The organism is Bradyrhizobium sp. SRS-191 (assembly GCF_024586915.1).
In the GTDB taxonomy this organism is placed as follows: Bacteria; Pseudomonadota; Alphaproteobacteria; order Rhizobiales; family Xanthobacteraceae; genus Bradyrhizobium.
This window is the reverse complement of sequence record NZ_JANBVS010000006.1, coordinates 294501-306850: the sequence shown is the minus strand read 5'-3', so window position 1 is coordinate 306850 and position 12350 is coordinate 294501. Positions and strand designations below refer to the sequence as shown.

Sequence of the window (12350 nt, the reverse complement as noted above, 5' to 3'; positions counted from 1 at the left end):
CACCGGTCATGTCTGTCAGTTGCGGTCGGACTTGATGATTTCCGTCATCGTCACGCCGAGCTTGTCCTCGACCAGCACCACCTCGCCGCGGGCGACGAGCCGGTTGTTGACGTAGATGTCGATGGCCTCGCCGACCTTGCGGTCGAGCTCCAGCACCGTTCCGGGTCCGAGCTTCAGAAGCTCGCCGACATCCATCTTGGAGCGGCCGAGCACGGCCGAGACCTGGACCGGCACGTCGAACACGGCCTCCAGGTCGGCGGCGATGCGCGAGGCGTGCTCTTCCTCGTTGTAACCGACGTCGCCGCCGATCGGCGGAGCGTCGGCCGAATTGAGGTCGGGAAGCGGGATCTCGTTATCGCTCATGACTTAAACTCCCTCGGCCACTGCCATGGCCTAGTTCTTCTTGGACGCCATGTAGCGTCCGACCAGTTCGTTGATCTTGGCGTCGATGGCCGCACGCTCCAGCACGACGCCGCCATCGGCCCATTCGATGCGGCAGTCGCCGGTCGCGATCTCCGGCTCGGCGAGGATGACGAGACGTCCCTCGAAGCCGCTCTGCTTGGCGAGCTTCTCGATCTTCTCGCGCGCCTGCTCATACAGCGCATCGTTGATGCGCAGGACCAGATGCGGCGTGGCCACGAGATGCGCGAAGCAGTCGTGCACCAGGCCGGTGATCTCGCCGAGCGGCTCGGCGTCGATCAGCGCGGCGCAGAGCTTGCGGGCGACGGCGACCGCGACGTCGACGGCTTCGGTTTCCATCCGCTGCTCGATGCCGGCGTAGCGGGCGGCGATGCCCTGGAGATGGATGTTGATCTGCTCCAGCGCGGCAGCGACACGGCGGTCGGCTTCGACCTTGGCTTCACGCTGCGCGGCCTCGTAGCCGTTGCGGTAGGCGGCGGCTTCGGCGGCTGCGACCTTCTGCGCGATCTCGGCGGCCGAGGCGCCGCGCTCCCGCGTCTTCTCGGGAGCGGCGAAGTCGGTATCGAACAGGAACTTCGCAGGCTGGGCCATCAATACACCAGTTCGTCGTCGGCGCGGTTCTTGCTGAGCATGATCTCGCCCTTGGCGGCGAGGTCCTTGGCGAGGTTGACGAGCAGGGCCTGCGCCTCGTCGACGTCGCGCAGGCGCACCGGGCCCATCGCGGCCATGTCGTCCTGCAGCATCTTGGCGGCACGCGACGACATGTTGCCGAAGAAGAAGTTGCGGACCTCCTCGTTGGCGCTCTTGAGCGCCACGCCGAGCTTGTCCTTGTCGACATTGCGCAGCAGCGTCTGCGCCGAGGCCGAGTCGAGCTTGATCAGGTCGTCGAAGGTGAACATCAGCGCCTTGATGCGCTCGGCCGACTCGCGGTTCTCCTCTTCCAGCGAGGTGATGAAGCGGGTCTCGGTCTGGCGGTCGAAATTGTTGAAGATCTCGGCCATCACCTCGTGGGCGTCGCGGCGGCGGGTCTGCGACAGGTTCGACATGAACTCGGTGCGCAAGGTCTGCTCGACCCGCTCGATGACTTCCTTCTGGACGGCCTCCATGCGCAGCATGCGGCCGATGACGTCGAGCGCCATGTCCTCGGGCAGGATCGCGAGCACGCGGGCGGCATGCTCCGGCTTCAGCTTGGACAGCACGACGGCGATGGTCTGCGGATATTCGTTCTTGAGGTAGTTCGCGAGAACCTCTTCCTGGACGTTGGAGAGCTTCTCCCACATGTTGCGGCCGGCGGGACCGCGGATCTCGTCCATGATGCCGGAGACGCGCTCCGACGGCAGGTATTGCTGCAGCAGCCGCTCGGTGGCGTCGAAATTGCCCATGAGCGCGCCCGACGCCGACATGCGCGAGACGAATTCGAGCATGAGGTCTTCGACGACATCGGCTTCGACCGTACCAAGGGTGGACATCGCCAGCGACAATTCGCGCACCTCGTCGTCGTCGAGCTGCTGCCAGATCTTGCCGCCATACTGCTCGCCGAGCGCCAGCATCATCACGGCCGCGCGCTTGGGGCCGCTCAGCGGCTCGGTCTTCTCGCGCTGCGCCTGACGGCTCGCCAGCGTCGCGATGACGGTGGAGATGTCGGCGGTGTTGGCGTTGGCGTTCTGGGTCTGCGGAAGCGACATGGCGTTTTACGTTCGGTTCGGTTGCGGCGGTTCAGATGAAGCGGATCATTGCTGCTGCTGCGGCTCGGCGAGCCACTGCCGGATGATGGACGCGGCCTCGCCCGGATTTCGATCGGCCAGTTCGCCGACCCGGTGGACGGATTGAGCGTGAACCTGGCCCTGAACCTGGGCGACGTCGATCATGGTGGCCGTCTGCTGGGCGTGCGCGACCTGCGCCTGGGTCTCGTCGGTGATCGCCGGCACGCCGCCGGTCAGGGCCGCGACCTCCTCGGTGGCGATGATCTTCTTCACCAGCGGCCGCACCACCATGAACACCACCACGATTCCGAGCAGCATCATCACCGCGAGCTCGATGACGTACATCACGTCATCCTTGGTGAAGTGCAGCATGCCGAGGAAGCCGGTGGGCTCGTTGATCTGCGGCACGGTGGGAGCGTCGGCGAATTTCAGGTTGACCACCTCGACCTGGTCGCCGCGCTTCTGGTCGAAGCCGATCGCGGAGCGGACCAGCGCCGCGATGCGGTCGAGCTCTTCCTTGCTGCGCTCCTTGTAGACCAGATCGCCCTTCTCGTTCTTGGAGTAGGCGCCGTCGACCAGCACCGCGACCGAGATGCGATTGACCCGCCCGGCTTCCGTGACTTCGGTCTTGGTGGTCCGGGAGATCTCGTAATTGTTGGTCTCTTCGGTCTTCTTGCTCTGGTCCTTGGGCTGCTGCGGCGGCTGGTTCTGCTGATTGCCGGGCAGCTCGTTGTTGACCGTGACCTGACCGTTGTTCTCCGACGTCTGCGACTGCTCTTCGCGGGTCTGGCTCGACCGGAGCACCCGGCCTTCCGGGTCGTAGCGGTCGGAGGTCTGGGTGATGCGGTTGAAGTCGAAATCGGCCGAGAGTTGCACCCGGGCGCGGCCCGATCCGACCACCGAGGAGACGATGTCCTCGACCTGCTTGCGCATCCGCTTCTCGAAGGCGTTGCGGCGCTCGTCGCCGACCTGCTGGTCGATGTCGGTCTGGGTGCCGTCGGCGAGCAGCTGTCCGGCCTCGTCGACGATCGACACCCGCTGCGGCTTCAGGCCGTTGACGGCCGACGCGACGAGGTGGCGGATGGCGCGGATCTGGTTGGGCTCGAGGGCGCCGCGCACGCGCACGACGATCGAGGCCGACGGCTCCGGAGTCTCGCGCGAGAACAGCGGCCGCTCCGGCAGAACGAGATGGACGCGCGCGGCCTGGACGCGGTCGATGGCGCGGATGGTGCGGGCGAGCTCGCCCTCCAGCGCGCGCAGATGATTGATGTTCTGAACGAAGCTCGTGGTGCCCAGCGCGTCCGACTTGTCGAAGATCTCGTAGCCGACGCCGCCGCCCTTCGGCAGGCCACCCTCGGCGAGCTTCATGCGCAGCCGGGTCACCTTGTCCTTCGGGACCATGATGACGCTGCCTTCATTGCGGATCTCAAACTGGATGCCCTGCCGCTCCAGATCCTTGATGATGCTGGAGGAGTCGTCCATGCTCAGGTCGGTGAACAGGGTGGTCATCTGCGGCGCCGTCACGCGCATGATGACGAAGCCGAAGAAGCCGACCAAAGCAGCCGTGACCGCGACCATGGCGGTGAGCCGCGCGGCGCCCAAACCCTTCAGGAAGTCCAAGAGACCTTGCAAGCAACTGCCCCATAGTTCGGCATTCGACGGGTGGCTGCTGAAGGGAATGATTTGAGCTTCGCGGGCCTTTACGGCCGGTTGCAGAGATCGCGAAATTCAATCCTTAAACCTTCACCGGCACCCGCATTCCAGGTGGCGATCCGATGCCCAGCCTCTGCGCCTGCCGTCAGGGACACGTCGCGGAGGTTGAATCGAACCACTGGGCAATTATTGCCTATGGGAAGGTTTCGATATGGTTAACGATCGTTAAAGGGTCCTAACAAAGTGTCGACATGCAAAAAATCGGCTTGGCGGGGCCAAGCCGATTTTCGAAGAAAGCCTGTCGCGTCGTTAACGCTTTATTGGCGATATTGTTGAATTCGGGTGGTGCGCAGCCCGGCGAGACCATGCTGGTCGATCGAGAACTGCCACGACAGGAATTCGTCGACGGTCAGGGTGTAGCGGCTGCACGCCTCTTCGAGGGACAACAATCCGCCGCGAACGGCGGCAACGACTTCAGCCTTGCGGCGTATGACCCACCTCTTGGTGCCTGGCGCAGGCAAATCCGCGATGGTGAGCGGGCTGCCGTCAGGCCCGATGACGTATTTCACCCTCGGGCGATGGGGTTCTGTCATGGCGTACTCACAAACTCTTAACCACTGAACTCACGGTAAGACCCTACGCCGCCTCGCTTAAAATTTGCCTAAGCAAAGGGCTGGAATCCGGCGCTTGGAGCCAACGCCGCCGCTCCCGGCGGCTGAAAGCCCCGAGAGCGAGATCGTGGTAAATGATTGGTTAAGAGTTTCCGGCGCTTACGCCGGTGTCTCGCCATCCCGGCCGAGCTTGATGCTCAAGCTCAGCTGGAAGCGTATCCGTCGTCTTAAGATCAGGGCAGGGCGTTAAGGCCTAGTTAACGATCCGCTGGATCTGGTTGACCGTGTAGGTCTGGCCCCCGATCGACAGCATCGGTGGCTGCTGGGTCAGGTCCACCGATGACACGGTGCCCTGGACCTGAGTCGAGACCGCCACGGGATTGCCTGAGCTGTCCTTGGCGGTGATCTGGAGCTTGTACTGGCCGTCCGGCCACTGCGTGCCGTCGCTGCCCTGGCCGTTCCAAACATAGGGCTGGTTGTCGCCGGCGGTGCCGTTGTAAGTGCCGCTGAACACGGTCTGGCCGACGCTGTTGGTGATCGTCGCCGTCATCGTGCAGTCCTTGGGAATGCTGACGTTCCAGTCGGCCTTGCCGCTGGCGAGCGCCGTGGTCGAGCCGTTGACAACAGCGGTCTTGCCGACGAAGGCCAGCGCCTGGGTCGCCTGCGTCGTCTGCTGCATGGTGAGCAGCGAGGCCAGCTGGTCGTTGGTCTTGAGCTGCTGCTCGACACCTGCGAACTGCACCAGCTGCTGGGTGAACTGGTTGGTATCCAGCGGATCGAGCGGGTTCTGGTTCTGCAGCTGTGTCGTCAGCAGCGTCAGGAACGTCTGGAAATTGCCCGCGATGGTCGACCCCGCGGTCGTGCCCATGCTGCCGCTGGACGTCGTGTTGGTGGTCTTGGTCGTGCCCGAGACCGCCGGGGGGGCCGTGACTGCGTCGCCGATTGCCATGGAAGCCTCCTGTTAAACCCTGATATCGACGCCGCCCTGCGCGCCGAACATCCGTCCATAGGATCGTCCGGCGTGCTGGACCGGGACGTTTTCGTCCTCGGCCACGATCAGGCGTTGAGAGTTGCCGTTCTGTTGATAGTCGCCGCCATTCTGGCCGGACGAGTTCTGGTCGCGTAGCGAGAATTGCATGGCGCCGTTGTTGCTCTTGAGGCCGGCATCCTGCAGCGCCTGCTGCAGCTGCGGGGCGGTCTGCTGCAGCATCGCCAGCGTTTCCGGCTTCTCGACCCGCAGATGCGAGGTCACCTGGCCGTTGCGGTCGACGTCGATGCGGACGTCGATACGGCCGAGCTCGGCCGGATCCAGCCTGATCTCGAAGCGGCTCTTGCCATTCAGTGCGGAGGCCGCGATCTCCACGGCGAGGCCGTGCAGCGGCACGCTGGCCGTGGTCGCAGCGGTCGCGGTGAGGTTGGCCGAGGTGATCTGGCTGGTCGGGGCGGTCGGGGTCGAGAGCTGCGGCTGCAGCGCGGCCGCGGCCTGCGCCGAGGGGTCGGAGACCGGCACGCTGGTCTGGGCGTTGGCCTGCGGTGTGCCGCGCTCATGGGCTGAGGGGGCAGGGGCAGTGTTGCCCTTCGCATCGAGCTCGCCGCTATCCGGCTTGGCGGAGACGGCAGGCTGTTGCGCAAGGCCGGCGGCTTGCGTCTGCGGATGAGCTCCTTGCGTCTGGGCATTGCCCTGATCGGTGGTTTTGCCGACCTCACCCGTGGCAAGCCCGGTCTTCGCCTGAGGCGCGGCCTTGCCCGTCGGCTTGGCGCCGCCCGGCGTGGCGGACTCGAGCGCGGCCGTGAAGGTCTGATCGGACGTCGCCGTGGGGGCCGCCGTTGCCGTCGTGGCGGCGTCTGCGCCGGTTGTGGGGCCGGCTTCGCCGGTCGTCTTGGTGGCACCGGCTGTCTTGGCCGCCGCGGCCATCAGGCCGGCATTGGCATCGACCGACCCGCTCAGGATCTGACCGGCAGTCCCGACCGCTCCAGCCGGAGTCGGCGCGGGGGACGCGCCGTCGCCGTCAGTCGCCACCGGAGCGGTGGCAGGGTTGGCGAGCGCGGCTTCGGATGGAATGGCGACGGCCACCGGGGCCGGCACGGTTGCTTGATCGGTGGAGACGGCTTGCGCAGCCGTCGTCGCGTCGGCGCCGGCCTTGTCGCCATCCTTCTTGTCGGAGGTCTTTCCGTCGGGGCCGTCCGTCGTGTCGGTGGTGCTCTTGGCCGACTTGTCGGTGGTCGCGGTGTCCGAGGTCGCATCCGATCCGGACTTGTCGGTGCGTGATGGACCGTCGTCGGCTTTGTCCGAAGACTGAGCAGGCGACTTGGCCTGGCTGCGATCCGCATCGCCGCTGCGGCCGGTATCGCGGCTCGGCGCGGCATTGCTGGCGCGAGGCGCCGGGCTGGCTGAAGGCAGGGACGATGTCGACGGCTCCGGCGGCGTCGCGGCATCGACCAGCGCCGAGAAGCTGTCGGACAGCTGCGAGGCATCCTGACGGGGCTGTTTCGGCGCCGTGGTCTTGAGAGCCGGGCTGGCCTGGATGTCTGACGTGACGCTGAACACCTTGGAACCTCTCGCGATGAAACTCGACGTGCCAGTTCAGCAAGGAGCGGGCCAAGGCGCTGCGTGTAAAAAAGACGATATATTTCAATCTGTTGAAGGAGTGGCCGAGATGCGGCACCGGCGCAACGCCCCCGTCATTTCTGCCCGCCCGGCAAGATTTGCCGCCGCGGCCTGCGGCCGGCGCGATTGCTTCGCAGGAAGTGCGCCTATATTAAAGACCAATGCTTCTCGTGTTGTTGCCGACCGGGAGACCGTGTCCGGACATCGCTGGGAGCAAGCCATCCGCAAAGACGGCACATGCGCGGCGTTCCCGTGCCGGGGACCCGTAGCCTGATGCCGCGATCGCAGTGACCTGAACATGCTCAACAGTCTCGATCTCGAAGGCCGTCCCGAGGACACCAGGGTCGTCGTCGCCATGTCCGGCGGCGTGGACTCGTCGGTCACGGCTGCGCTGTTGAAGTCGCAAGGCTACGACGTCGTCGGCATCACCCTGCAGCTCTACGATCATGGCGCGGCAACGCATCGCAAGGGCGCCTGCTGCGCCGGCCAGGACATCCACGACGCCCGTAACGTGGCCGAGCGGCTCGGCATCCCGCATTACGTGCTGGACTACGAGGATCGCTTCCGCGAGTCGGTGATCGACAATTTCGCCGCGAGCTACGCCTCGGGCGAGACGCCGGTGCCGTGCATCGAGTGCAACCGCGCCATCAAGTTCGGCGATCTCCTGAAGACGGCGCGTGAGCTCGGCGCCTCCGTGCTGGCGACCGGACACTATGTCGCCTCGCGCCGGCTGCCGGACGGGTCGCGCGCGCTCACCTGCGCGGCGGACGCCGATCGCGACCAGAGCTACTTCCTGTTCGCGACCACCCGTGAGCAGCTCGACTACTTACGCTTTCCGCTCGGCGACATGACCAAGCCGGAGGTGCGCGAGCTCGCGCGCCGTTTCGGGCTGGAAGTCGCCGACAAGCACGACAGCCAGGACATCTGCTTCGTGCCGACCGGCCGCTACACCGACATCATCGGCAAGCTGCGCCCGAACGCGATGGAGCCCGGCGAGATCGTCGATCTCAACGGCCGTGTGCTCGGCACGCATCAGGGCATCGCCAACTACACGATCGGCCAGCGCAAGGGACTCGGCATCGCCGCCGGCGCGCCGCTCTACGTCGTGAAGCTGGACGTCGCGACCCGTCGCATCGTCGTCGGCCCGCGCGAGGCGCTGCGCACGCATCGCATCACGCTGCGTGAGGTCAACTGGATCGGCGACGGCGCGCTGGACGAAGCCGTGCGCGACGGCCTCGAGCTGTTCGTGCGCGTGCGCTCGACCCGTGCGCCGCAGCCGGCCTGGCTGCGTGGCGCCGACGGCAACTATGAGGTCGAGCTCGTCGGCGGCGAGGAAGGCGTGTCGCCGGGACAGGCCTGCGTGTTCTACGATGCCGCCTCGGGCCGCGCTCGCGTGCTCGGCGGCGGTTTCATTCAGAGCGCCGTTGCGGAGAGCAGCGGCGTCAGCGGCCGTACCAGGCCGCAGCGCGTGGCCGAATCGGTCCGCGGCTGATCAGCATCCATCATTCAGGGCAGGGGCATGGGGGACATCGACCGCGCGGGGGTCGAAAAGGCCTACGAGCGCTGGGCGCCGATCTATGATCTGGTGTTCGGCAAGGTCTTCGATCAGGGGCGCCAATCGACCATTGCGGAGGCCGATCGCATCGGCGGCCGCATTCTCGACGTCGGCGTCGGCACCGGCCTGTCGCTGTCGGACTATGCGCGCACCACGAGGATCTGCGGCGTCGACATCTCCGAGCCGATGCTGCGCCGGGCGCAGGCGCGCGTCCGCGAGCTGAAACTGTTCAACGTCGAGACGCTCGCGGTGATGGACGCGAAGCACCTCGCCTTTCCCAATGATTTCTTCGACGCCGTGGTCGCGCAATACGTGATCACCGCGGTGCCGGATCCCGAAGCGACGCTGGATGATTTCGTCCGTGTGCTTAAGCCGGGGGGCGAGCTGATCCTGGTGAACCACATCGGCGCGGAAAGCGGACCTCGTCGTCTTTTCGAACTCGCCTTTGCGCCGATCGCGCGCCGGCTCGGCTGGCGGCCGGAGTTCCCCTGGGCGCGCCTGGTGAACTGGGCGGCCAAACATGGCGGCGTCACGCTCGCCGAACGCCGGCCGATGCCGCCGCTCGGGCATTTCTCGCTGATCCGCTATCGCAAGGGCTGATCGCTGCCGGCCCTGGCGCGGTTCGCCGCAGGGGCATTGGGCCGGGAACGCGAAGGCGGGGTTCGCGTTGCTCCGCCATGAGCATCAGACACTCCTTGTTCCTCGTCTTCGTGCTGGCATCGGCCACCAGCCTGGCTCATGCCCAGGCGCCGCCGACACCGGCCACGCCGCCGCAGGTGACTGCGCCGGCCCCCGACGCGAATGCGGCGTGTGCGCCGAATGCGCGGGCGACGGCGACGCCGGACGGCATCACCACCGGCCGCGCGGGCGAGCCGCTGGGCGACAAGCTCGCCAAGACCAATGGCGTGCTGTGCCCGCCGAGCGGCGTGGATCCCGAGATGCACGCGCCGACCCCCGAGGGCGGAACGACTCCGGTCATCCCGCCGCCGGGCAGCCCCGGTGGCAATCCAAACGTGCAACCGAAGTGAGGTCGCCAATCGGAACCGCGCGCGCCGCGCAGGCGATCCGCTCTGCGGCGTGCTCGCGAACCGTCCAAGAGTTTGAGTCCGGCCGATAAAATCGACCGTCACGAAAACCGTGACAGCCCGCGAGGTTTGCTTGACAGGGCACGGAACGGCTCCTTATATGCCGCCCGTTCGCAAGGTTTGCCGCACTCATCGACCGGCCTCACCCTTGATCGAATACCGTGGCGGGGTAGCTCAGCTGGTTAGAGCACGGGAATCATAATCCTGGGGTCGGGGGTTCGAGTCCCTCCCCCGCTACCATCTTTCCCCCTACTCCTATCACTCTCCAAACAGCAATCGTCCACCGAGCCGGCTCGCGGCGTGGCGATCATTTCCGGCCCGCGAACAGGCTCTTGAGGAAATCGCCAGCGCCTGCCGATTTTGACGGGTCGGGCGGCGGCGATTCTGCGGGTGGGGTTTCAGCAGGGCGCGCCATGTGAACGTGGCCGGTCTTCGACCGCCCATGCCCCTGCGCGACGTGTCGGCTGCGGCGTTGCGAGCCGCCTTCAACGATGATCGTGATCTTTTTCGACATCAACGGCGGATCGAAGTTGAAGTGCATTCCGTCGCCCATCACGAGCTGCAGCGTGTGCTTGCCCGGAGGCAGTTCGATCAGAGCCTCGGTCTCACCTCCGCCGTAGTGAAGGTGCTTCTTGTCCTGCGGAATAGGCTCACCAGGGCTGATGTGCTCGTCGTTGTCGATCAGCAGATGATGGTGGCCGGTGTTTGAAAAGCTGTCGCCCGCATGGGTCACGCCCATGTTGCGCAGCCCGAAACGGCACCAGAACGGGCTCTTCACGGTGTCGCCATCGGTGGGAGAAATGAAGTAGACGTAAGCGTCCTTTGGAGCGCTCTTGCTTTGCGCCCAGGCGTGGAGCGGCACCAGCATCAGCGTTGCAGCAACGGCAGCGCCTGCGACGCCCGCAACCGATGCATGATGGACACCTCGCCAGAACGTCAGATCGAATCGCGGCGCGTATCGCGCCGGCATCTTGCTTCCCACAACACTCTACTCACAAACGTTTACAAATAACGAGCCCTACGGCCGATCCATGAATCGAACCAAGCGCGGCGAAATTGAGGTTTCGATCCGGCTCGTGGGGCGATTTCCGATAAGAATTTGACTAAAGAGCAAGCCGCAAAATGCGCGTCCTGCCGGTGATCTCGAAGCAGCAGGACGCTGCGACTGGCTGCACCGAGATCGGTCGAGACGACCGCGTTCGGCATCACAGCGAAAGCGCGACGCGGAAACCGTGGGTGGGGTATCTGATCCGTCCATCATAGCGATCGCGGCTTCCGCTGCGGGCATAGCTCGCGTCCTTCTTCCACGAGCCCGAGCGAATGACATGGATGTAGCTCTGCTCGTCGATCCACGCCGAGCCGTCGGACGGCGCCCCTTGATAGGTCTTGTGCCAGCTGTCGGCGACCCATTGGTCGACGCTGCCGCCCATGTCGAACAGGCCGAAAGGATTGGCCTGGAAGTATCCGACTTTCATCAGTTGCGGCGCCGCGCCGGCATCGTTGCATCCGTTGCAATTGGCCGTTCCGGCGCGCATCTGGTCGCCCCACCAGAACTTCGTTGTCGTCCCCCCGCGTGCTGCATATTCCCATTCGGCCTCGCTCGGAAGGCGGAACGGCTTGCCGACGGTCCGCGAGAGCCACGCCAGATAGGCCGCGGCGTCCTCGTAGCTCACATTGGTGACGGGGTTGTCGTCCGGACCGCTCGTGACATCGGCGCACGCTTTGTCGGCGACGCACTCCTTCCATTCGCCGATCGTGACCGGGTATTTGCCGAGCGCAAACGGCTTGATCGTGACGCGGTGGATAGGAAGCTCAGAACTCTCAGTGCCGCCCATCGCAAAACTGCCGCCGGGAATCATGACGACGTCAGGCAGGCGGATCTTCGCCTCCGGATCCTGCACGGACGGCGAAGCCTGCGCGGGCGCGGCATCCGCAACGAGGGTCACGTCGGGAATCTGCGCTGCCGGCGGATTGTCCGTCGGAGCCTCGGAAGGCGCCTCTCGCGACACCGCTGGGGCAGGCGCGGCGGCCACCGAAACGGCCTGCTCCATCGCGGCCCGCAGGGGAGGGACGGCGTGCGCTGGGTCCGACGACGAGACCGACCTTTCAGCTGTCTGCGACAGCGTCGGGGTCGACGCGACCGGCTCTCGCAACAGCATGAAGGAGCCGCCTACGGCCGCAAGTAGCAATGCGCCGACGCCTGCCGCCACAGCGATCGGGATCAGCGAGCGGCGCTCCGCGGTGGCCGCGGCCTCGCGAAGCCGCGCGGCCAGCCTCGCCTGCCCGTGCGCGTGCCATATGTCCGCTTGGCTGCGAGCCTCGTTCGGCGCGTAGTGAGCGACCGAGACGCCGGGAATGCTGCAGACCACTCGCCGGGCTTCGCCCCGGCTGGGCGCGGTCAGCTCGACATCGGCGCGATCGCATCGTTCCATGAGCGACTGCTGGAGAGGGGCGCACATCATCAGCAGGAGTCCGCGGTCGGACTTGGCTCTGCGCTCCTCGATGTCGGGGCACGAGATCTGCGCAGAAAGATCGTGAAAGCTCGGCGCGCGCAGCGTGCTCAGCGCGACCTGCACGACGTGGCCACACCGGCCGCAAGGCACGGGATAAGTCATGGTGGCCGGCGGACGCTCGTGCCCGTCGCGGGCAGGGGCCTGCAGCGGGGCGAGGGTGTCGATCTCCATCAGCATGCGCGGGCCGTCAGGCGCAGATAGC

12 protein-coding genes and 1 tRNA gene are annotated in these 12350 nt (G+C 65.8%); 4 read left to right on the top strand and 9 right to left on the bottom strand.

The window, feature by feature from the left end:
• Positions 1-15: 15 nt before the first annotated feature.
• From fliN to NLR35_RS13970, 7 genes are all read right to left on the bottom strand, one after another.
• Positions 16-363: a flagellar motor switch protein FliN gene (gene fliN / locus NLR35_RS14000; protein WP_257167111.1), complete on the bottom strand. Its 348-nt coding sequence runs from the start codon at positions 361-363 to the stop codon at positions 16-18.
• A 30-nt stretch (positions 364-393) separates the two neighbouring features.
• A complete protein-coding gene (locus NLR35_RS13995) occupies positions 394-1011 on the bottom strand; it encodes a FliH/SctL family protein (protein WP_257167110.1) in 618 nt (205 codons plus the stop codon).
• The gene (gene fliG, locus NLR35_RS13990) at positions 1011-2105 is read right to left on the bottom strand and encodes a flagellar motor switch protein FliG (protein ID WP_257167109.1); all 1095 of its coding nucleotides are present in this window, start codon (positions 2103-2105) and stop codon (positions 1011-1013) included. Before fliG ends, NLR35_RS13995 begins: the two co-directional genes overlap by 1 nt.
• A 45-nt stretch (positions 2106-2150) precedes the next feature.
• Entirely contained in the window at positions 2151-3755 is a 1605-nt protein-coding gene (gene fliF, locus NLR35_RS13985) for a flagellar basal-body MS-ring/collar protein FliF (RefSeq protein WP_257167108.1), read from the bottom strand.
• Positions 3756-4093: 338 nt separating this feature from the next.
• Positions 4094-4369, bottom strand: coding sequence for a DUF1153 domain-containing protein (locus NLR35_RS13980; RefSeq protein ID WP_002714638.1), 276 nt, complete (start codon positions 4367-4369; stop codon positions 4094-4096).
• 271 nt (positions 4370-4640) lie between these two features.
• Complete coding sequence (locus tag NLR35_RS13975) at positions 4641-5336, bottom strand: flagellar hook assembly protein FlgD (protein WP_257167107.1); 696 nt, start codon at positions 5334-5336, stop codon at positions 4641-4643.
• Positions 5337-5348: 12 nt separating this feature from the next.
• Positions 5349-6935, bottom strand: a complete 1587-nt coding sequence (locus tag NLR35_RS13970; protein ID WP_257167106.1) for a flagellar hook-length control protein FliK — start codon at positions 6933-6935, stop codon at positions 5349-5351.
• A 358-nt stretch (positions 6936-7293) separates the two neighbouring features.
• On the opposite strand from NLR35_RS13970, the gene mnmA reads away from it, so the two are divergent.
• From mnmA to NLR35_RS13950, 4 genes are all read left to right on the top strand, one after another.
• Positions 7294-8487 carry a tRNA 2-thiouridine(34) synthase MnmA gene (gene mnmA, locus NLR35_RS13965; RefSeq protein ID WP_257167105.1) on the top strand — a complete coding sequence of 398 codons (1194 nt, stop codon included), beginning with the start codon at positions 7294-7296 and terminating at the stop codon, positions 8485-8487.
• A 27-nt stretch (positions 8488-8514) separates the two neighbouring features.
• Positions 8515-9150, top strand: a complete 636-nt coding sequence (locus tag NLR35_RS13960) for a class I SAM-dependent methyltransferase (RefSeq protein ID WP_257167104.1) — start codon at positions 8515-8517, stop codon at positions 9148-9150.
• Between the two features lie 77 nt (positions 9151-9227).
• Positions 9228-9578 (top strand): hypothetical protein, encoded by a 351-nt coding sequence (locus NLR35_RS13955; protein WP_257167103.1) that lies wholly within the window; start codon positions 9228-9230, stop codon positions 9576-9578.
• 220 nt (positions 9579-9798) lie between these two features.
• Positions 9799-9875, top strand: a tRNA-Met gene (locus NLR35_RS13950).
• A 67-nt stretch (positions 9876-9942) separates the two neighbouring features.
• On the opposite strand, the gene NLR35_RS13945 is transcribed toward NLR35_RS13950, so the two are convergent.
• On the bottom strand, positions 9943-10503 hold the full coding sequence (locus NLR35_RS13945) for a DUF4399 domain-containing protein (RefSeq protein ID WP_257167169.1): 561 nt from the start codon (positions 10501-10503) through the stop codon (positions 9943-9945).
• A 337-nt stretch (positions 10504-10840) separates the two neighbouring features.
• Entirely contained in the window at positions 10841-12319 is a 1479-nt protein-coding gene (locus tag NLR35_RS13940; protein ID WP_257167168.1) for a formylglycine-generating enzyme family protein, read from the bottom strand.
• Between the last annotated feature and the right edge of the window lie 31 nt (positions 12320-12350).